The organism is Bacteroides stercorirosoris, from assembly GCF_900142015.1.
In the GTDB taxonomy this organism is placed as follows: Bacteria; Bacteroidota; Bacteroidia; order Bacteroidales; family Bacteroidaceae; genus Bacteroides; species Bacteroides stercorirosoris.
Window position 1 is genome coordinate 122,987 of record NZ_FQZN01000017.1, and the last position, 20,146, is coordinate 143,132.

The 20,146-nt window shown below is 44.6% G+C and carries 19 protein-coding genes and 1 pseudogene; 10 read left to right on the forward strand and 10 right to left on the reverse strand.

Annotated features, from left to right (window positions below; all coding sequences use genetic code 11):
- Nucleotides 1-15: 15 nt before the first annotated feature.
- Nucleotides 16-1,278: a carboxypeptidase-like regulatory domain-containing protein gene (locus BUC01_RS14100; RefSeq protein WP_025831935.1), complete on the reverse strand. Its 1,263-nt coding sequence runs from the start codon at nucleotides 1,276-1,278 to the stop codon at nucleotides 16-18.
- A gap of 263 nt (nucleotides 1,279-1,541) precedes the next feature.
- Here BUC01_RS14100 and BUC01_RS14105 point away from each other — a divergent pair, with 263 nt between their 5' ends.
- Nucleotides 1,542-1,997: an N-acetylmuramoyl-L-alanine amidase gene (locus BUC01_RS14105; protein WP_025831933.1), complete on the forward strand. Its 456-nt coding sequence runs from the start codon at nucleotides 1,542-1,544 to the stop codon at nucleotides 1,995-1,997.
- A 30-nt stretch (nucleotides 1,998-2,027) separates the two neighbouring features.
- Here the strand turns inward: BUC01_RS14105 and BUC01_RS14110 are convergent.
- Nucleotides 2,028-2,231 (reverse strand): annotated as a pseudogene (locus BUC01_RS14110) (helix-turn-helix domain-containing protein); the annotation flags it as partial.
- Between the two features lie 185 nt (nucleotides 2,232-2,416).
- Entirely contained in the window at nucleotides 2,417-4,336 is a 1,920-nt protein-coding gene (gene dnaK / locus BUC01_RS14115) for a molecular chaperone DnaK (protein ID WP_025831931.1), read from the reverse strand.
- A 258-nt stretch (nucleotides 4,337-4,594) separates the two neighbouring features.
- On the opposite strand from dnaK, the gene BUC01_RS14120 reads away from it, so the two are divergent.
- The 4 genes from BUC01_RS14120 (at nucleotide 4,595) to BUC01_RS14135 (ending at nucleotide 7,999) form a co-directional block, all read left to right on the forward strand.
- A complete protein-coding gene (locus BUC01_RS14120; RefSeq protein WP_025831929.1) occupies nucleotides 4,595-6,028 on the forward strand; it encodes an MATE family efflux transporter in 1,434 nt (477 codons plus the stop codon).
- Entirely contained in the window at nucleotides 5,967-6,542 is a 576-nt protein-coding gene (locus BUC01_RS14125) for a Crp/Fnr family transcriptional regulator (RefSeq protein WP_025831927.1), read from the forward strand. Before BUC01_RS14120 ends, BUC01_RS14125 begins: the two co-directional genes overlap by 62 nt.
- 495 nt (nucleotides 6,543-7,037) lie before the next feature.
- Nucleotides 7,038-7,601: a Crp/Fnr family transcriptional regulator gene (locus tag BUC01_RS14130; protein ID WP_025831925.1), complete on the forward strand. Its 564-nt coding sequence runs from the start codon at nucleotides 7,038-7,040 to the stop codon at nucleotides 7,599-7,601.
- Between the two features lie 71 nt (nucleotides 7,602-7,672).
- Nucleotides 7,673-7,999: a DMT family transporter gene (locus tag BUC01_RS14135; protein WP_025831923.1), complete on the forward strand. Its 327-nt coding sequence runs from the start codon at nucleotides 7,673-7,675 to the stop codon at nucleotides 7,997-7,999.
- A 64-nt stretch (nucleotides 8,000-8,063) separates the two neighbouring features.
- Here BUC01_RS14135 and BUC01_RS14140 read toward each other — a convergent pair whose 3' ends face one another.
- Nucleotides 8,064-8,855, reverse strand: a complete 792-nt coding sequence (locus BUC01_RS14140; RefSeq protein WP_025831921.1) for an META domain-containing protein — start codon at nucleotides 8,853-8,855, stop codon at nucleotides 8,064-8,066.
- A 313-nt stretch (nucleotides 8,856-9,168) separates the two neighbouring features.
- Here BUC01_RS14140 and BUC01_RS25205 point away from each other — a divergent pair, with 313 nt between their 5' ends.
- The 4 genes from BUC01_RS25205 (at nucleotide 9,169) to recA (ending at nucleotide 12,309) form a co-directional block, all read left to right on the forward strand.
- A complete protein-coding gene (locus BUC01_RS25205) occupies nucleotides 9,169-9,384 on the forward strand; it encodes a hypothetical protein (RefSeq protein ID WP_139261868.1) in 216 nt (71 codons plus the stop codon).
- Between the two features lie 37 nt (nucleotides 9,385-9,421).
- Nucleotides 9,422-10,615, forward strand: coding sequence for a saccharopine dehydrogenase family protein (locus BUC01_RS14145; RefSeq protein ID WP_025831920.1), 1,194 nt, complete (start codon nucleotides 9,422-9,424; stop codon nucleotides 10,613-10,615).
- A 100-nt stretch (nucleotides 10,616-10,715) separates the two neighbouring features.
- Nucleotides 10,716-11,162, forward strand: coding sequence for a thioredoxin-dependent thiol peroxidase (gene bcp, locus BUC01_RS14150; protein WP_025831919.1), 447 nt, complete (start codon nucleotides 10,716-10,718; stop codon nucleotides 11,160-11,162).
- 103 nt (nucleotides 11,163-11,265) lie between these two features.
- Complete coding sequence (gene recA, locus BUC01_RS14155) at nucleotides 11,266-12,309, forward strand: recombinase RecA (protein ID WP_025831918.1); 1,044 nt, start codon at nucleotides 11,266-11,268, stop codon at nucleotides 12,307-12,309.
- Between the two features lie 75 nt (nucleotides 12,310-12,384).
- Here recA and BUC01_RS14160 read toward each other — a convergent pair whose 3' ends face one another.
- From BUC01_RS14160 to BUC01_RS14185, 6 genes are all read right to left on the reverse strand, one after another.
- Nucleotides 12,385-13,137, reverse strand: coding sequence for a DUF4252 domain-containing protein (locus tag BUC01_RS14160; RefSeq protein WP_025831916.1), 753 nt, complete (start codon nucleotides 13,135-13,137; stop codon nucleotides 12,385-12,387).
- Nucleotides 13,138-13,143: 6 nt separating this feature from the next.
- A complete protein-coding gene (locus tag BUC01_RS14165) occupies nucleotides 13,144-13,671 on the reverse strand; it encodes a hypothetical protein (RefSeq protein WP_073314013.1) in 528 nt (175 codons plus the stop codon).
- The gene (locus BUC01_RS14170) at nucleotides 13,652-14,167 is read right to left on the reverse strand and encodes an RNA polymerase sigma factor (RefSeq protein ID WP_025831914.1); all 516 of its coding nucleotides are present in this window, start codon (nucleotides 14,165-14,167) and stop codon (nucleotides 13,652-13,654) included. The genes BUC01_RS14165 and BUC01_RS14170 overlap by 20 nt, the downstream gene beginning before the upstream one ends.
- 181 nt (nucleotides 14,168-14,348) lie before the next feature.
- Nucleotides 14,349-15,425, reverse strand: a complete 1,077-nt coding sequence (locus BUC01_RS14175) for a YeiH family protein (RefSeq protein ID WP_025831912.1) — start codon at nucleotides 15,423-15,425, stop codon at nucleotides 14,349-14,351.
- 118 nt (nucleotides 15,426-15,543) lie between these two features.
- Entirely contained in the window at nucleotides 15,544-16,440 is an 897-nt protein-coding gene (locus tag BUC01_RS14180; RefSeq protein ID WP_073314014.1) for a LysR family transcriptional regulator, read from the reverse strand.
- Nucleotides 16,441-16,470: 30 nt separating this feature from the next.
- The gene (locus BUC01_RS14185) at nucleotides 16,471-17,073 is read right to left on the reverse strand and encodes a DUF6621 family protein (RefSeq protein WP_025831910.1); all 603 of its coding nucleotides are present in this window, start codon (nucleotides 17,071-17,073) and stop codon (nucleotides 16,471-16,473) included.
- A gap of 388 nt (nucleotides 17,074-17,461) precedes the next feature.
- Here BUC01_RS14185 and clpB point away from each other — a divergent pair, with 388 nt between their 5' ends.
- Entirely contained in the window at nucleotides 17,462-20,050 is a 2,589-nt protein-coding gene (gene clpB, locus BUC01_RS14190; protein WP_025831907.1) for an ATP-dependent chaperone ClpB, read from the forward strand.
- The last annotated feature ends 96 nt before the right edge of the window (nucleotides 20,051-20,146 follow it).

Here is a 20,146-nt window from a genome sequence, read left to right on the forward strand (position 1 = left end):
AAAACTATCTGAAATCTAACGTGATTGCTTTTTCAATTTGCTCACTGCATGCTCCAGAGACTCCGTAGGTTCAATAATGTTGTATGCTTTCCAGAAGTCTTCGTTCCAGTATTCGTCTACCATATCATAGAATACTTGCTTTTCCTTGAACGCTTTCTTGCTGGGAATGGCTGCGAAGTTACTCTCTTTCCTGTCCGTCACCACCATTTCGGAGAATGCCGTGTAGCTCGAAGAGAACAAACGCTTTTTCCAGTCGCACTTGAAACGTATTTCATTCCGGATATAATTCAGATATGTCCGTCCATCCTTTTCCTTATACGTCACCAGGTAAGAGACTTCCTGTGGTCTGAACCGCAACCCGAGAGGTTTCTTATGGAGAATAGCCTCCACCGCCTTCACCCTGTTCTGCATATCCAATGAAAACTCCGCACGGGTGAATGCCAGTTTCTCAAAATCAATATAGATTTTTCCGTAGAACAGCGCATACATCAGGCTGACTCTGGGGCGGAAACTGACCACGTACTGCATGCGGTTGTCCAGATTCACGGGTTCCTCTATGCGAAAATCATAGTAATTCAGGTTTTCTATGCTCAGCAATGCATCCCCATTCTTCACAATATCCAGATAGATGGAGAGATTAGGCCCGCCCACTACCTTAACAGCCAGTGTATCGCCCGTCTTCTGACTCAACAGCCGACGGCCCTTCTGCAACTGCACCTTATCATTCGACGGTTCACGGTCACTGTATGCCGTTTTAGAGACATCTATGACAGCTTCCGACACACTGATGTAACGGCGCCTCTTCTGTACGGTCTCCCGATAGAACGCGGTCAGCAGATTTTTGTCCACGGCATAGTTCGCCGGGATTTTCTTGATAGCCTCTTCCACAAGTCCGCGGGCGTTATTGCCGAAGATGACAATCTCATTCAGCATATTAGGAGCCGGCAGCATCCAGATTGTCAGATCGGATACATCTTTATTTTCTTTCAGGGAGATTTGAGTATTAAGATATCCGATATGGGAAACTTCCAGTCCACGAACGACTTCCGCATCCTTAATCTTCAAAGAGAACACACCGTCCGCATTCGTAACGGTTCCGATATTCGTACCGGGAACAGACACATTCACGTTTTCCAGCTTCCTCTTGTTATCCTTATTCTTCACTATCCCTGTGACAGTGAAATAGCTTTCAACTTCGTCCTGTGCCCATAGAGGTGAAACGTCCAATAGCAAAAATGCCATCAACCACCCAAATGTAATTCCAACTAACTTTTTCATCTTCGTATGATTTTAAAGGTGAACAATTCTTGTCTTCTACATATAAGATTGCCCAGAACTGAAAAACCCTATCAATTTACGAAGAAAAAATAAGGAAAATGTTTCTGAAAGGAAATATTTCCAACAAACCTCATCTAACCGCCCAATAGTGAAAGAATACAAAAACAGCCACTAATCATTTGCATATGCGAACATTGATTCAAACCTATTGTTCTCTTGCGATGAATAGACAAAGTATTCACCTTACAAAACATTTAACAGCTATGAGAACAATTCATCTGATAGTCATTCATTGTTCCGCAACAAAGGAAAATGATACGTTAACAGAAATGGAGTTAGAAAAGTCGCACCGGCAACGTGGGTTAAATGGTATCGGCTACCATTATTATATCCGGAAGAACGGGGATATAAAAAGCACACGCCACATTCGGAAGCCTGGGGCGCATGCGAGAGGTCACAATATTAATAGTATTGCGATATGCTATGAGGGTGGACTCAATTGTCATGGAGTCCCCAAAGATACACGCACCGAATGGCAAAAGCACTCCATGACAGTCTTACTCAGGACGCTTCTCATCGATTTCCCGCTATGCCACATCTGCGGACATCGCGATTTACCTCAAATGGCTGATGCCAACTCACAGGTAGAACCGGAATCCTGGCTGGAAGAATGTCCCTGTTTTGATGCCGCTACGGAGTTCAGGAATTTACGCCAATAAGGTTTCTTCAGAGGGGATCGCCTTTGCCCGTTATCTGTTCCGGTAATTCAGAGGTGAAACCCCTTTGTATCTTTTAAAGAATTTGCTCAGTACGGCCTGGTCCGAGAAATTCAGTTCTTCGGCTATCTGTGATATAGGTATATTCGTTTCATCCAACACCTTGCAGACTTCGCACATAAGTGACTGGCTAATCCAGGAGTACATCGTCTTGTTTGACAGTTCTTTGACCACACGTCCCCAAGTATTGGGGAGTAACGTATAATTTCACCAATTAAGACGCGTGCCAAATACGTGCCAAATATAAGGCAAATATCGATAAACATATCATAACAAGCCAACACCCTCAAAACGCAGAAAGAGCCGTAGGTCATTGCCCTACAGCTCATTCTTTTAATATTCTAATCGTTTATCAATCGATTTTACTTCACTTCCTCAAAATCAGCATCCTGCACATTATCACCATGCTTGCTATTATCCTGAGCACCGCCAGCTTGTCCGGCATTCATATCAGGACCAGCCTGGGCACCACCTTGTGCACCGCTTTGTGCATACATCTCAGCGCTTGCAGCCTGGAATGCAGTGTTCAATTCTGCCATTGCAGTATCTACCGCAGCCAAATCCTGTGCTTTGTGAGCGTCTTTCAGTTTCTGCAAAGCAGACTCAATCGGAGCTTTCTTTTCAGCCGGCAGCTTGTCGCCTAATTCCTTCAACTGATTTTCAGTAGTGAAAATCATTGAGTCAGCCTGGTTCAGCTTATCAATCTTCTCACGTTCTTTCTTATCAGCTTCAGCATTAGCTTCAGCCTCAGCCTTCATTCTGTCAATCTCGTCTTTGCTCAAACCGCTGGAAGCCTCGATACGGATTGCTTGTTCCTTACCGGTAGCCTTATCCTTGGCAGATACCTTCAAGATACCATTAGCATCGATGTCAAACGTTACCTCAATCTGAGGAACACCACGACGAGCCGGAGCAATACCTGTCAGATTGAACTGACCGATGGATTTGTTCTGCGCAGCCATCGGACGTTCACCCTGCAATACGTGGATGGTAACTTCCGTCTGGTTGTCGGCAGCTGTAGAGAAAGTTTCGCTCTTCTTGCACGGAATAGTAGTGTTAGCGTCAATCAACTTCGTCATTACACCACCCAGAGTTTCAATACCCATAGACAGCGGAGTAACATCCAGCAATACTACACCCTTGATTTCATCCGTCAATACAGCACCCTGCACAGCAGCACCCACTGCTACTACTTCATCCGGGTTCACACCTTTGGAAGGAGCCTTGCCGAAGAAATCTTCAACCAACTTCTGTACAGCCGGAATACGGGAAGAACCACCTACGAGGATTACTTCGTCGATATCAGCATTATTCAAACCGGCATCAGACATAGCCTTCTTACAGGGTTCCAGACAAGCTTGAATCAGACTATGAGCCAGAGCTTCAAACTTAGCACGAGTCAAAGTCTTAACCAAGTGCTTGGGCACACCACCTACCGGCATGATGTACGGCAAGTTGATTTCAGTGCTTGTAGAAGAAGACAATTCAATCTTAGCCTTTTCAGCAGCTTCTTTCAGACGTTGCATAGCCATCGGATCCTGAGTCAGGTCGGCACCTTCGTCGTTCTTGAATTCTTCTGCCAGCCAGTTGATGATTACCTGGTCAAAGTCGTCACCACCGAGGTGAGTGTCACCGTTTGTTGACAATACTTCGAACACACCGCCACCGAATTCAAGGATAGAGATATCGAATGTACCACCACCAAGGTCGAATACGGCAACCTTCATATCTTTGTTCGCTTTGTCGATACCGTAAGCCAATGCAGCGGCTGTCGGTTCGTTCACGATACGTTTCACTTCCAGACCGGCAATCTGACCGGCTTCTTTGGTAGCCTGACGCTGAGAATCGGAGAAGTAAGCCGGAACGGTGATGACAGCTTCCGTAACTTCCTGTCCTAAATAGTCCTCAGCAGTCTTCTTCATTTTCTGAAGAATCATGGCTGAAATTTCCTGCGGAGTATACAGACGGCCGTCTATATCCACACGCGGCATATTGTTGTCACCCTTTACAACCTTGTAAGGCATACGGGCAATTTCTTTTTGTACCTGATCCCATGTTTCGCCCATGAAACGTTTGATTGAGAACACGGTTCTGGTCGGGTTCGTGATAGCCTGACGTTTTGCAGGGTCACCCACCTTACGCTCGCCGCCATCTACGAATGCTACGATAGACGGAGTAGTGCGTTTTCCTTCACTGTTTGCAATTACTACAGGTTCGTTTCCTTCGAATACAGAAACGCAAGAGTTTGTAGTTCCTAAGTCAATACCAATAATTTTTCCCATGATCGTTACTATTTTATTTGTTATTATTCAAGTTTCATCTCGTCTGCCTCAGCAGCAGACGCCAATAGAAAGACAAACGTCGTGCCAAATTGTTCAGAAGGGTTGTAATTTTATTGCTTGGCAGAAAGGCTGTCAGTTTGGCAGAATTCTTCCATACTTTTCTGTCGAAAATTACCATATGTTAATCTCCGTCCTGCGCAAAAACACTACTTTTGCAGGCGAAAACAGGAATAGCCTGTATCTCGTAACTAACATATTATGGAAAGAGACAATATTGATTTTAAAAACATGGACATCGCGGCATTGTTCCGCAAATTATTACTTCCCACTGTACTGGGCATGATATTTTCTGCCCTATTCGTCATTACAGACGGGATATTCGTAGGAAAAGGTATCGGCAGCGACGCACTTGCAGCAGTAAATATAGTAGCACCGTTATGGTTATTCTCCACCGGTGTCGGGTTGATGTTTGGTGTAGGGGCATCCGTTGTGGCATCTATCCATCTATCTCACGGAAAGGTAAAGGCTGCCCGCATCAATATCACACAGTCCATAGTCATATCCTCACTATTACTGATAACCACCTCTACCCTATTCTGTTTCTTTGCCCCTCAGGTGGTGCACTTATTGGGTGGTTCGGAACGATTGACTCCATTGGCAGTGGAATATATGTTATGGTTTGTTCCGTTCTCGGTATTTACCGCCTTGCTCAATTCAGGTATGTTCTTCCTGCGTCTGGACGGTTCGCCTAATTTTGCCATGATGTGCAACGTAGTGGCTGCCGTGCTGAACATCATCCTTGATTACCTGTTCATCTTCCCCTTTGGCTGGGGAATGTTCGGTGCTGCCATTGCCAGTGCCGTCGGCACTACGGTCGGCGCACTGATGATAATCATTTATCTCTCCCGCCGCAAATGTTCCCTGCGCTTCTACCCTGTGAAGTTGAGCCGCAAAAGTATGCAACTGACCCGCCGTAACATAGGTTATATGTGCCATCTGGGTTCCTCCGCGTTCCTGTGCGAAGTAGCCATTGCCTGTATGATGTTTGTCGGCAACATCGTGTTCATCCATTATCTGAAGGAAGAAGGGGTGGCAGCGTTCAGCATAGCCTGTTACTTCTTTCCTATTATATTTATGGTGTACAATGCCATTGCCCAATCCGCACAGCCCATCATCAGCTACAATCACGGACTGCACAAGGAAACCCGTGTCCGCCGTGCCTACCTGCTGGCACTGAAAACAGCCATTTGTTGCGGTGCAGCTTTTGCACTGATAACCATATTGTTCAGTCCTGAGATTGTCTCCATGTTCATTGACCGCAGTTATCCGGCTTACGAAATAGCCAGTAAAGGCCTTCCCCTGTATGCCACCGGATTTATTTTCTTTGCAGCCAACATTGTTTCCATCGGCTATTTCCAGAGTGTGGAGCGGGCACGTTATGCCACTATCATCACCCTGTTGCGCGGTTTTGTCTTGCTGACGGCTTGTTTCTTCGGGCTTCCTTTACTCCTCGGCAATTCGGGTATCTGGCTGGCAACTCCGTTGGCTGAATTACTGACCACTCTCTTCATACTCATTATTTATATAAGGGCAAAAAGGAAGCGCGAAAAAAATATAGTATCTTTGCAACATGGAAACAATGATAAAGAAATTCTGCCAAAGATACAGACTCCCGGAAGAAAGCCTGCGTGAACTTTTGTCACACATGACAGAATATCACTTCAGTAAGGGGGAAACGATTGTACAAGAAGGAGAACGCAATACTAATTTTTATATTCTAAAGAAAGGTATCTGGCGCTCTTACTACATGATGGATGGAACCGAAAGCTCTCTCTGGTTTGCCGGAACAGGCGAGATAGCCTTTTGCTCATGGGGATACGTCAACAATGAAGTTTCTTTGGTCAATGTTGAATCCGTGAATGAAAGCGCCGCCTACTGCATTGCCAAATCCGCTCTGGAGGAACTTTTCAATAAATCCATCGGATTAGCCAATTTCGGCAGGAAAGTTTTTGAACAGGAAATCCTGCTCATTGACAGTTACACAGTGGCATACGGCACTCCCAGCGCCAAAGAACGCTACCTGACTTTAATGGAAGAAAACCCGGAACTATTGCAAGATGTCCCACTGAAACATCTTGCATCGTATCTATATATCACGCCACAATCTTTGAGCAGAATACGGGCAGGTCTGAAAAGAAGGAAATAATTCGTTAACGGACGCCTCAAATTTTCTGTCATTTCAGTTATGAATATGTTTCAACTTCTGATTCGCATGATTAGTTTGCACATCTAAGTGTAACCAACTTCCAGCGATGCCTGAATTAATTCTCTTCGCTCCATCAATTAAGTTTCTTCATTGCAAGAAATAAGTAAGACGTTTATAGGCAGCCAATGGGTTGGTTATAAGCGCCCAATAAGTCGGCTATAAACAGCCCACTGGCTGGTTATAAGCAGCCTACTATTTTGATGCATGAAAAAGAATTAATTATTGCACTGTAGGAAGTTAATTGATGCACAGCTTGAAGTTAGTTATTCCCAATCAGAACAATCGCATCAAAAGTTTGCTTCATTTCTTTTCCATTTTTATGCGGCATTTGTATCAAATATCAGCCAAACGATACCAATGTTAACAAAGTATCATGCAGGCCAAATACAGCTTTATTGTATTACCTTTGTGACCATAAACAAAAAACAGCATCCAATGGACATAAATCAGATTATCGATAACATAGGTATCCTCCCGGAAGCATCGAAAAATGCATTGAAGGAGATTATTACCGAAGTCACTTACCCCAAAGGACACATACTGTTCAGGGCGGATAAGGTGGAGACCAAAGTATACTTCATCAAGCGAGGGATTGTGCGTGCCTACACCGAGATGGCAGATAATGAAATCACTTTTTGGTTTGGACGCGAAGGGGATACGATAGTTTCAATGAAAAGCTATGTGAACGGGCAGAAAGGCTATGAGAATATAGAACTTCTGGAAGAGTGTGAATTGTATGAAGTGAAGAAACAAGCCTTGCATGAACTCTTCGGTAAAGACATACACATAGCTAACTGGGGAAGGGAATTTGCAGAACAGGAACTGCTCAAAACCGAAGAGCGGTTCATCAGCAGACAGCTTAAAACGTCTATGGAGCGTTACAGGGAACTGATGAATAACAATCCCGGCCTTCTGCAAAGAGTACAGTTAGGTTATATTGCTTCATTCCTCGGCATTACACAAGTCAGCCTAAGCCGCATCCGGGCAAAGTTCCGGTAAAATCACTTTTTATCATTTGTTAAACCAGAAGTCAGATCAATTCATGACCTTTGTACCTAAAAACAAAAGTTATGAGTTGGATATATTTAGTTGTTGCCGGACTGTTTGAAGTGGCATTTACATCGTGCATAGGCAAAGTGAAAGAGACAACCGGAAGCGAGATGTACTGGTGGCTTACAGGCTTCCTAGTTTCTATGAGTATCAGTATGTTTTTGTTGATAAAAGCAACGCAAACCTTACCCATCGGCACGGCCTACGCAGTATGGACGGGAATAGGTGCAGTGGGAACCGTATTGGCGGGGATATTGATATTCAAAGAGCCTGCCACTGTATGGAGACTGGTCTTTATCATGACACTGATCGGCTCTATCATCGGACTGAAAGTCGTATCCCATTAAAGCAAAAACAGGGTGTCAATCCAAACATTGACACCCTGTTTTTTTTATCTTCTGATTATCTGAATTATTTCTTCACCAACACCATTACCAGCGTATTGCCCGCATCGTAAAGGCCGATGCCTCCGCCTGCCAGTTTACCGAAAGATTTCACCTCATTCAAGGCTTTCATCACACGGCCTTCTACTTCCATATCCGGACAAGCCATCATGGTGCTTACAAGTTGCGGGAAAGAGATAGCGGATGAATTTTCATTATCTGCAACAAACCCGCCGTTGATAAGATTACAACCGGCATTGCCGTGTATTCTCTTTTCACTGAGATTGAATTCAATAAACGGTTGCTTTTCCATTCCTTCGGGTATAGCCTGACCACCGGCTTCGGAAATCATCCACTTACCACTCAAGTCTGATAGTTTCACTGTAGAAGCTTTCTTTTGTAATACAATAATAGGACGATTGGACGAACCGCACAGGGCTATGTTCTCCTTGCCCAACTTCTTATACTTCTTCACCTGTCCTAAAGCAGACAATACGTTTTGTTCCAATGTCATGTCCGGACAAGCCATACGGGTACTTGCCATGCCTCCAAGATCAATCGTGCCGGGCTTAGCGTTCACATCGAACGACCCCATCATACGGTTGCAACCACTGTTACCGAACACTTTTCCGGTAGTCGTATCAAAACCGATAAAGGGAAATTCCTGGTTAGGAGCGGGAACTACGGCAGCGCCGTTGATTTCTATGATATTCCATTCACCACTGATGGAAGACAGCGCCGCAGCATCTTTGGATGAGCGACAAGATGACAAAGCTACTAAAGCTCCTGCCATACAGAGAGAAACAAATACTTTTTTCATCGTTATTCGTTGTTTAAGTTAATTTTCGCGGGGCAAATATAGTGCAAACTGAGCGTATAAACAAATTTATTTGCATTATGCTGAAGTGAAGCCTATACTTGCTAAAGTAAATATATATATAAAAAATAACCCATAATGTGGGTAGTTTGTTTGAAGGCAGATGCTTTTTTCAGAAAGTATTTAGCAGGATTTTAATGTTTATCTGCGAATTAAATCCTATATTTGCTCACCAAAAATAAATGATAATTTATCGGCGTGCATCCCCTAAGCCTGAAAGGCTTTTATCTTACAGCCCAGGATAACACCCTGGGTAATGGGTGATCCCACAATCTTACGCCCTGTAAGGGCAAAAGCCCATGTGTGCTGTAATGCCCTTACAGGGCGCAAAGAGAAACACATGGCAATCCCCCAGGGCGTTGCCCTGGGCTATAAGATAAAAGGCTTTCAGCCTATCAGGCACTATCACGTCAATGAGTATGCCGAAAGGAAACCTTGCTCCAGCGCTACGCTGGTAAATTATCATTTATAACAATGTGAATTCAAATTTAACAATGTAATCAAAAGAAATGGGTAAAGTTCTTATTATCGGTGCAGGCGGTGTAGGTACCGTTGTTGCGCACAAAGTGGCTCAAAATCCGGATGTATTCACAGACATCATGATTGCCAGCCGCACAAAGTCCAAATGCGACGCTATCGTAAAAGCAATCGGTAACCCCAATATCCAGACCGCACAGGTGGATGCCGACAATGTGGACGAACTGGTAGCTCTCTTCAATAGCTTCAAACCCGAAATCGTCATAAACGTAGCACTCCCCTATCAAGACCTCACCATCATGGAAGCTTGTCTGAAAAGTGGGGTCAACTATCTGGATACAGCCAACTACGAACCGAAAGATGTGGCTCACTTTGAATACAGTTGGCAGTGGGCATACAAGAAACGTTTCGAAGATGCCGGACTGACGGCTATCCTCGGTTGCGGTTTCGACCCGGGTGTGAGCGGCATTTATACCGCTTACGCCGCCAAACATTATTTCGACGAAATGCAATATCTGGACATCGTAGATTGTAACGCCGGCAATCACCACAAGGCATTTGCCACCAACTTCAATCCGGAAATCAACATCCGTGAAATTACCCAGAACGGTCGTTTCTACGAAAACGGCGAATGGGTAACTACCAAACCACTGGAAATTCACAAGGATCTGACCTATCCGAACATCGGACCGCGCGATTCTTATCTGTTATATCACGAAGAACTGGAATCTTTGGTGAAGAATTTCCCCACCATCAAGCGTGCACGTTTCTGGATGACGTTTGGTCAGGAATATCTGACTCACCTGCGTGTAATCCAAAACATCGGCATGGCACGTATTGATGAAGTGGATTATAACGGAGTGAAGATTGTTCCGCTGCAATTCCTGAAAGCCGTGTTGCCTAACCCGCAAGACTTGGGTGAAAACTACGAGGGAGAAACCTCCATCGGTTGCCGTATCCGTGGTCTGAAAGATGGAAAAGAACGTACTTACTACGTCTACAACAATTGCAGCCACCAGGAAGCTTATAAAGAAACGGGGATGCAAGGCGTAAGCTACACAACGGGCGTTCCCGCCATGATAGGTGCCATGATGTTCATTAAAGGCTTGTGGAAGAAACCGGGTGTATGGAATGTGGAAGAGTTCAACCCGGACCCATTCATGGAACAACTGAACAAACAGGGATTGCCTTGGCACGAAGTGTTTGACGGAGATTTGGAAGTATAAATGTAAATGAAGAATTAAGTATGAAGAATTACCTTCGGCGTACTTTCATTGCGCAGCCTAATTCTTCATTCTTAGTTCTTCATTCTTAATTTAATAGACTATGCAAGTTGGAGATAAAGCGCCCGAAGTATTGGGCATCAACGAGAAAGGCGAAGAAATCCGCCTCAGCGATTATAAAGGAAAGAAAATAGTTCTTTATTTCTATCCTAAAGATATGACCTCAGGCTGCACGGCACAAGCCTGCAACCTACGCGATAACTATTCGGAACTGCGCAAAGCCGGCTACGAAGTGATCGGTGTAAGCGTGGACAATGAAAAATCGCATCAGAAATTTATAGAGAAAAACGAACTGCCCTTCACCCTCATTGCAGACACGGACAAGAGACTCGTGGAACAATTCGGAGTATGGGGAGAAAAAAGTATGTACGGACGCAAGTATATGGGAACTTTCCGCACCACCTTTATCATTAATGAGGAAGGAGTGATAGAGCGTATCATCACACCCAAAGAAGTGAAAACCAAGGATCACGCCGCACAGATATTATAGAAAATAAAAGAAATTAGTTAACGAGTTGACAAGAAGACAGAAGGTTCATGCCTTGTCAACTGATATCTGGCCAACTCGTCAACCCTAAATTATAAAAAGCAATATGGCAAAGAAAGACGAACTTATTTTTGAAAATGAAAATGGCAGCAAGATGGCGCCCAGCGAAAAGTTGAAAGCCTTGCAAGTTGCCATGGACAAGATAGAAAAGAGCTTTGGCAAGGGTTCTATCATGAAAATGGGCGACGGCATCGTCGAACAAGTAGAAGTAATTCCCACTGGCTCTATCGGACTGAACGTAGCACTTGGTGTCGGCGGCTATCCACGTGGACGTATCATCGAGATTTACGGTCCGGAGTCATCCGGTAAAACCACTCTGGCCATCCACGCCATTGCTGAAGCGCAAAAGGCTGGTGGTATCGCTGCATTCATTGATGCAGAACATGCTTTCGACCGTTTCTACGCTGCCAAACTGGGTGTGGATGTAGATAATCTCTTTATTTCCCAGCCGGACAACGGTGAACAAGCATTGGAAATTGCAGAACAGTTGATTCGCTCCTCAGCTATCGACATCATCGTCATCGACTCCGTAGCCGCCTTAACGCCAAAAGCAGAAATAGAAGGCGATATGGGCGAGAACAAGGTAGGTCTGCAAGCCCGGCTTATGTCACAGGCGCTGCGTAAACTAACCGGTACTGTCAGCAAGACACGCACCACTTGCATCTTCATCAACCAATTGCGTGAGAAGATTGGCGTCATGTTCGGCAACCCCGAAACAACGACCGGTGGTAATGCACTGAAATTCTATGCATCCGTACGTATCGATATCCGCGGAAGCCAAGCTATAAAAAATGGTGAGGAAGTTCTTGGTAAACAAACCAAAGTAAAGGTTGTAAAGAATAAAGTGGCTCCTCCTTTCCGTCGCGCTGAATTCGACATCATGTTCGGTGAAGGCATCTCACGTGCCGGTGAAATCATCGACTTGGGTGCAGAATTGGGTATCATCAAGAAAAGCGGCTCTTGGTTCAGCTATAACGACACTAAGATTGCCCAGGGACGTGATGCAGCCAAACAGGTCATCCTCGATAATCCGGAACTGGCAGAGGAGCTGGAAGGATTGATTTTCGAAGCATTAAAGAAAGACAAGTAATCTCTTATAATAAAGGGGAACCGGAACCGGTCCCCCTTTATTCAACAAACTATTTACACCTATCAGCCGGATGCCCTATTCCAGGTTTTCCAAACGCTCTTCCAGCATCTCCATGCTTTTCTCAAAACGTTTCCAGGTATCGGCATCCATCTGTTTCTTCAGATATTCGCTATCCTTTAGTTTACTTAAGTCTTTCAAACTTTTCAATCCTTTTAAACTTTCCAGGCTCTTCAAGCTTTCCAGACCTTTCAGTCCTTCCAATCCTTGCAAGCCCTCCAATCCTTTCAAACTATCCCATATATTGACATCAGCCAAGTCTAAATTACCATCAATACGATATACGTTGCCACCTTCATTCATACCGGTATTCTGATACATCATAATGTTCTGAATATCTTTCAGCGTCATCTCTCCCTCCAGATAGACAAACTTCAAAGTGGCTGCACCATCAATTATCATAATCAGTTCCTTCACCTTATCTCCTTTTCTATTAATATAGAATTCAGAACTGGATACGGTTCCTTTCTGCTTCATCAGCAATTCATATTTTGAAGACTGCACCAGCGAACGTAGGTCTTTACGCATGTCTTTCTTGATATTACTATCCATTGTAGAAAGGATCTGTACACAATCCAACTTGCCGGATACCTTTCCGATATAAATATCCTTCGTGAAAAGATTAGGGTTCATTTCGATCATTGCCTTCGAGATATAAACCGAAGATACCCCTTTCATATCATTATAAGTATTGAATATGTTTTTCTGCGCCTGGCAGAGCAGGGGTAGCAGCAGCAACGCACCTGCCAATAAAATTTTGTTGAGTTTCATAACCGTTTATCTTTGTATTTCTTTTTTTACTTCCTGATTCACTTTTTTCATATCCACCTGTGTCTCTTTTATCTGGGCAATACCCTGGTTCAGATTGGTGGAAACTTCCAATAATGTTGCCTGCAACACGCGATAGGCTTCTTCCGGGTCGGAGAATGTATCCTGCGGTGTAGGCGGACACACATCATTTCCCAACCTGTCGACTCCATATCCGATACCGATGAGCAACAATACGGTAGCGGCAATGCCTCCAATCCAGCGCCAGTTGCGTTTAGCATTGTTAGGACGGAAGAAGCGCTGTTCTTCTTCGGCCTTTTCATCAATCAGCAGGCTTAGTTTATCCCCCAACCCCGCAGGAACTTCCACATCTCTATCCGCAGCTTGATAAAGGCTAAGAAAAATCTCTTTATCCTTCAGCAGATGTTCAGGTACTTCCGTTGTTCTGAAATAATCTCTCAACGCCTCTTCCTGGCTCTCGGTAGTGTTCCCCTCGTAAAACTCGGCGAGCAGCCTTTCAATTTCCTCGACTTTCATAGTTATTCCATTTATTAAATTCCTCACGTATCTTTTTCCTTGCCCGGGACAGCAGTACACGGACGTTCGTAGAGTTCAATCCGGTCACTTGTTCTATCTCTTCGTAAGAACAGCCTTTGACGTCCCGCAGATTCACAATCCGTTGTTGCTGTTCGGGCAAGTGGGCAATGATATCTTTCACTTGTCTCGCTTCGTCACGTATCTCCAGATTATCTGTCTGAGAAACGTCCTGCACGGCAGTCAGTTCTACCGATTGTCTGGACAAAACGTACTTTCCCGAACGAAGCAAGTCAAAGCACATATTCTTCACCAAAGTGACACTGAACGCTTCCGGATTGCTGATAACCGTCAGTCCTTCCCGCTTATCCCATAGCTTCAGATAAGCTTCCTGCACCAGGTCTTCCGCATCAGCCGCATTCTCCAGTAGCCGATAGGCCACGCAGTACAGCTTGCGGTGATAGGGCAGAAACTCATTTTTAAAACTCTCAGCATCCATGGGCTTTTCTATATCTCAATCCTGTTTACTTGTTGTATCTATTGGTTAGACGTGGCGGATTGGAATTTTGTTACAAAGAAAAGAAAAAAAATCGCTCCTACCAGTCTTATGACTTATAGGAGCGAAACACTTTTACCCGAAATGCAAATAGCTTTTTTCGGATCACACATATTAAATCAGATTATGCCAATGCAGGCACTAGATATTTAGTCAGCAGATAGCCGCCGCCTACCAGCCAGATATAGAGAAGGAAAGCTAAAACAAACGGTTTGGCACCTGCTTGCTTAAACTTATCAATGCTAGTATCGGTTCCCAGTGCCGTCATAGCCATTGTCAGCATAAAGGTATCGATGTATTCAATCGCACCATTCAAAGGAATGTCCTTCACTGTTTCTGCACCAGTCAAGTATTGAAGGAGGGAGTTCAGACAAATAATTCCAATGAAACCAAAAGCAAACCAGGGAATGGCTATTTTGCTCTTTACCGGTCTACCTTCGGCATCTACACGCTTACGACCGGCCAAAGCGAAACTCATGATAACCAATACAGGAGCCAGCATCATCACACGTATCATTTTCGTGATAGTCGCGGGTCCGGCAATGCCCAAAGCATCTGTAGGATCCATTGCATTACCTGCACCTGCCACATGAGCTACTTCATGCAGGGTACTTCCTGTATAGATGGCAACTCCCATATCACTCAGTCCGTCGAGCAGTCCGGCACGATACATGATGGGATATAAAAACATAGAAATCGTACCGAATATAACTACTGTGGATACAGCAATAGCCGTCTTATGTCCTTCACACTTCACCACCGGCTCAGCACCCAGTACGGCTGCCGCCCCGCAAATGGCACTACCGGTAGAAGTCATCAACGCAGTATCTTTATCAATCTTCAATAACCTGCCCAACCAAATACCTAAAAATATGGTGCCTGCAACCACAATTGTATCAATTACGACTGCGGGAAGCCCTACTTCTGCCACTTGCGTTAGTGTCAGACGGAAACCGTACAACACGATACCCGCACGCAACACTTGTTTGGTACAGAACTTAATACCCGGCACCCATGTCTCTGGTAAGCGATTACGCAGACTATTGGCGTATATCATACCCAAAATGATACCAACAATGAGTGGACTGAATGACAGACTTTTTACGAAAGGAATCTCAGCAATATAAAAAGCTGAGAAAGAGAATAAGGCAATCAGCAAAATACCATGCAAAGTGTTGCCTCTGTTTCCGCGACTAAACATATGATTTAAATTTAGTATTAATAATGTTTGTTTTTTAATTGGCGCAAAGGTAAGCCATTCACATTATCCATCCTATTTAAATCTAATTATAAATTATAACCGAAAGTAATAATTGCCATCACAATTTCCGGTTATGGTGCATGGCAAACTGTATAAAAGCCTGTACCAACCCACTCTCCTGCCCTTGTTGATGGACAAAACAGAAGTCACGGAGCATAGACATAGCTTTAATTTCTACGACGCGGAAAGTACCGGCAGCCAGTTCCTTACAGATAGAGCGGATGGAAATGATTCCCATGCAGTCTGTGTTTTCAAGAAAGAGCTTGATACTTTCCGTACTGCCGAGATACATCAGCACATGAAGTGAAGAAAGCTTGATATTGTGCTGTAATAAAGCCCGTTCGATGACATCAAGGGTACCGGAACCACGTTCACGGAGCACAAGAGGAATATTCAGTAGTTCCTCAGGAGCTATTTCATCAGCAATGAACAGCTTACTTTTGGTACGTACAACAGCAACCAGTTCATCTTCCAGAAAAGTAGTATACTTTAAATTAGGGAGACGGAAAACGCCCTCCACCAGTCCCAAGTCTATACGATGCTCCTGCAAAGCAACCTCTACTTCACGTGAATTACCATTCATTAATGAAAGATTCACCTGCGGGAATTTTTTAATGAAACTGGCTAGTAAAGGAGGCAGGACGTACTGGGCAATAGTTGTACTGGCTCCCAGACGCAATTCTCCCATATATTCATTGTTCAGCAGATGCATTTCATACTCCAGCCGTTTATAATCTTCCAGAATCCGGTCGCAGTGCTCAAGCAGTAACTTCCCTGCTTCTGTTAAACTGATTTTGCTACCTTGCCTATCGAACAAGCGCGTCTGATAGGTACTCTCCAGCTCTTGTATATGCTTTGTAATGGCAGGCTGGCTGACAAACAACTCTTGCGAAGCCTTCGTGAAACTCAGGTTCTTCGCTACGGAACGGAAGACTTTTAAACGAAAATCGGACACGGTGTTAGTGATAAGTGATTAATAACAGAATTATTCCAGTTCCTCAGCCTTAATACCCAAGGCTCTCATCATGGAGTATCCCAACAAATCCCACTTACATGTAAGGGGGCGCGCCGGCTCATCCATATTGAAGAGGAAAACTTCTTTAGCTTTTTCCGGAGTGACGTCCCGCAAGTTTTCATCTAAAACTTCCATGAGCTTGGCACCATAATCTTCAATAAACGGAACCAGCATCAGACGTTTTACATCGGCTGAGTTTAGCGCTATAGTCAGCAAATCGAGATAGAGATTCGCGCGAGAGACAAGTCCTTCGGAAGTTACAGAAGTGAAAGTCAATTCACCTAACTGATTAGTGAATCCCACGCCGTTCAAGTCCTTTTTCAGGTCGGAGGGGTCACAATGAAGTAATGCGCTTGCCTGTCCGTCATAGACAAAAAGAACTTCTATATGATTATTCTTATCGCGAATTCCGGCATCTAACGCAAGGTAGGAAGTCCACTCCTCCACATAAATATCCTGCAACGGACGCCCCAACTGTAATTCAAAGTATCTCTTCAAATCCTTAACCACGTCATTGAAGTATGCTACATCCACTAATATCACATTCTCCGCGAGCTTTATACTATCTGTCATAACATCTCTGTTTTTATGTTTAAGCGATAAAGATACAATAATACTTTTAGCCATACACACGATTTATTTAAAATTTGCACATTTATATATTACGCCCTGCAATATTTATAAATGCAGCTACCAACACCCCCATGTAGGTAATTGTATTCTTTAAAGATAACCCCGCTATTATTAAGACAGATGACACTTCAGATTATGCGGAAACATTCACTGCCCTGCATAATGGAGTTCCAATAAAAGGTAACTTTACGCATTCCGACAAAACAAAGACATTTTGTCATCATTTTCTACAAATAATCTGTAATTTTGTCAGAAACAAGCCATTGGCAAATCTTTTGCGCCCCATTAGATGTTATTGAAAATGAAAAATAGAAAGGAGACATAAGATATGAATTTCAACAATTTTACCATTAAATCGCAAGAGGCGGTGCAAGAAGCGCTGAACCTGGCCAAGAGTCGCGGACAGCAAGCCATTGAACCGGTTCATGTGATGCAGGGAGTGATGAAGATAGGCGAAAACGTCACTAATTTCATCTTCCAGAAGCTGGGCATGAACGGACAACAGGTTGCGCTCGTGCTTGACAAACAAACGGATTCCCTGCCCAAAGTTTCGGGTGGAGAGCCTTATTTAAGCCGCGAAACGAACGATGTGTTTCAGAAAGCGACTCAGTATTCCAAAGAAATGGGTGACGAGTTCGTTTCACTGGAACACCTGTTACTAGCATTGCTAACAGTAAAGAGCACTGTTTCCACCATCCTGAAAGATGCGGGAATGACGGAGCGCGAACTCCGCAACGCCATCACCGAACTGCGTAAAGGCGAAAAGGTGACTTCACAATCCAGCGAAGACACTTATCAGTCGTTGGAGAAGTACGCCATCAACCTGAACGAGGCTGCCCGAAGCGGTAAGCTCGACCCGGTCATCGGCCGTGACGAGGAAATCCGCCGCGTGCTGCAAATCCTGAGTCGCCGTACCAAGAACAATCCTATATTAATAGGTGAACCGGGTACCGGTAAGACTGCCATCGTTGAGGGACTTGCCCATCGTATCCTGCGCGGTGATGTTCCGGAAAACCTGAAGAACAAGCAAGTATATTCACTGGATATGGGTGCGTTGGTGGCCGGTGCAAAATACAAAGGCGAATTCGAAGAACGTCTGAAAGCCGTCATCAATGAAGTGAAGAAATCGGAAGGGGACATTATCCTCTTTATCGATGAAATCCACACTCTGGTGGGCGCCGGAAAAGGCGAAGGTGCTATGGATGCCGCCAACATTCTGAAGCCTGCACTGGCTCGTGGCGAACTGAGAAGCATCGGTGCCACTACCCTCGACGAGTATCAGAAGTATTTCGAAAAAGACAAGGCACTGGAACGTCGTTTCCAGATCGTATATGTGAATGAACCGGATACCCTGAGCACCATCTCCATCCTGCGCGGTTTGAAGGAACGTTACGAGAACCACCATCACGTACGGATTAAAGATGACGCCATCATTGCCGCCGTAGAGTTGAGCAACCGCTACATCACAGATCGTTTCTTGCCGGACAAGGCCATCGACCTGATGGACGAAGCCGCCGCCAAGTTACGTATGGAAGTAGATTCCGTTCCGGAAGAACTCGATGAGATTTCACGTAAAATCAAACAACTGGAGATTGAGCGCGAAGCCATCAAGCGCGAAAATGACAAGCCGAAACTGGAACATATCGGTAAAGAACTTGCCGAACTGAAAGAACAGGAGAAATCTTACAAGGCAAAATGGCAAAGCGAAAAGACGCTGGTCAATAAAATACAGCAGAACAAGGTTGAAATCGAAAACCTGAAGTTCGAAGCCGACAAAGCAGAACGCGAAGGCGACTACGGTAAGGTAGCCGAAATCCGTTACGGCAAGTTACAGGCTTTGAATCAGGAGATTGAAGATACCCAAAAAGAGCTTCATGCCATGCAAGGTGACAAAGCCATGATTAAGGAAGAAGTAGATGCTGAGGACATTGCAGATGTAGTTTCCCGCTGGACAGGTATCCCTGTAAGCAAGATGTTGCAAAGCGAAAAGGACAAATTGCTGCATCTGGAAGACGAGCTTCACCAGCGTGTCATCGGACAAGACGAGGCCATTCAGGCTGTGGCTGATGCCGTCAGACGTAGCCGTGCGGGATTGCAAGATCCTAAACGACCAATCGGTTCGTTCATCTTCCTCGGTACTACCGGTGTAGGTAAAACGGAGCTTGCCAAGGCTCTTGCCGAATTCCTTTTCGACGACGAGAGTATGATGACCCGTATCGACATGAGCGAATATCAGGAAAAGCACAGCGTATCACGTCTGGTCGGAGCACCTCCGGGCTACGTAGGCTATGATGAAGGCGGTCAGCTGACCGAAGCTATCCGGCGGAAACCTTACTCTGTCGTGCTGTTCGATGAAATAGAGAAAGCCCACCCGGATGTGTTCAACATCCTGTTGCAAGTATTGGACGACGGACGCTTGACGGACAATAAGGGGCGCGTGGTGAACTTCAAAAACACCATCATCATCATGACTTCCAACATGGGAAGCGCCTACATTCAGAGTCAGATGGAGAAGCTGAACAGTGCCAACAAGGAACAGGTTATTGAAGAAACGAAGAAGGAAGTGATGAATATGCTGAAAAAAACAATTCGTCCGGAATTTCTGAACCGTATTGACGAAACAATTATGTTCCTGCCGCTGAATGAAAGCGAGATTAAACAGATTGTGGTACTCCAGATAAAGAGTGTACAGAAGATGCTTGCCCAGAATGGCGTGGAATTGGTATTGACGGATGGAGCTATAGAGTTCCTAACAAAAGTAGGATATGATCCGGAATTCGGTGCCCGTCCTGTGAAACGAGCTATCCAGCATTACTTGCTGAATGACCTGTCAAAGAAGTTATTGGCGCAAGAAGTAGACCGAAGCAGGCCTATTACAGTAGATGCCAGCGGCGAAGGGCTGGTATTCAGAAACTAAGTAGGGATATTCAGTAAATGTCCCTCTTTCTAATAAATTAAGAGAACAGTTTTACTTTACGTGAGCTTTTCTCTTAATTTTTTTCTGTAAAGTCTC

Bases quoted from the DNA above. Each gene is read 5' to 3' on its own strand.
- BUC01_RS14100 (WP_025831935.1), bottom strand. From the start codon at position 1,278: ATGAAAAAGTTAGTTGGAATTACATTTGGGTGGTTGATGGCATTTTTG.
- BUC01_RS14105 (WP_025831933.1), top strand. From the start codon at position 1,542: ATGAGAACAATTCATCTGATAGTCATTCATTGTTCCGCAACAAAGGAA.
- dnaK (WP_025831931.1), bottom strand. From the start codon at position 4,336: ATGGGAAAAATTATTGGTATTGACTTAGGAACTACAAACTCTTGCGTT.
- BUC01_RS14120 (WP_025831929.1), top strand. From the start codon at position 4,595: ATGGAAAGAGACAATATTGATTTTAAAAACATGGACATCGCGGCATTG.
- BUC01_RS14125 (WP_025831927.1), top strand. From the start codon at position 5,967: ATGGAAACAATGATAAAGAAATTCTGCCAAAGATACAGACTCCCGGAA.
- BUC01_RS14130 (WP_025831925.1), top strand. From the start codon at position 7,038: ATGGACATAAATCAGATTATCGATAACATAGGTATCCTCCCGGAAGCA.
- BUC01_RS14135 (WP_025831923.1), top strand. From the start codon at position 7,673: ATGAGTTGGATATATTTAGTTGTTGCCGGACTGTTTGAAGTGGCATTT.
- BUC01_RS14140 (WP_025831921.1), bottom strand. From the start codon at position 8,855: ATGAAAAAAGTATTTGTTTCTCTCTGTATGGCAGGAGCTTTAGTAGCT.
- BUC01_RS25205 (WP_139261868.1), top strand. From the start codon at position 9,169: ATGGGTGATCCCACAATCTTACGCCCTGTAAGGGCAAAAGCCCATGTG.
- BUC01_RS14145 (WP_025831920.1), top strand. From the start codon at position 9,422: ATGGGTAAAGTTCTTATTATCGGTGCAGGCGGTGTAGGTACCGTTGTT.
- bcp (WP_025831919.1), top strand. From the start codon at position 10,716: ATGCAAGTTGGAGATAAAGCGCCCGAAGTATTGGGCATCAACGAGAAA.
- recA (WP_025831918.1), top strand. From the start codon at position 11,266: ATGGCAAAGAAAGACGAACTTATTTTTGAAAATGAAAATGGCAGCAAG.
- BUC01_RS14160 (WP_025831916.1), bottom strand. From the start codon at position 13,137: ATGAAACTCAACAAAATTTTATTGGCAGGTGCGTTGCTGCTGCTACCC.
- BUC01_RS14165 (WP_073314013.1), bottom strand. From the start codon at position 13,671: ATGAAAGTCGAGGAAATTGAAAGGCTGCTCGCCGAGTTTTACGAGGGG.
- BUC01_RS14170 (WP_025831914.1), bottom strand. From the start codon at position 14,167: ATGGATGCTGAGAGTTTTAAAAATGAGTTTCTGCCCTATCACCGCAAG.
- BUC01_RS14175 (WP_025831912.1), bottom strand. From the start codon at position 15,425: ATGTTTAGTCGCGGAAACAGAGGCAACACTTTGCATGGTATTTTGCTG.
- BUC01_RS14185 (WP_025831910.1), bottom strand. From the start codon at position 17,073: ATGACAGATAGTATAAAGCTCGCGGAGAATGTGATATTAGTGGATGTA.
- clpB (WP_025831907.1), top strand. From the start codon at position 17,462: ATGAATTTCAACAATTTTACCATTAAATCGCAAGAGGCGGTGCAAGAA.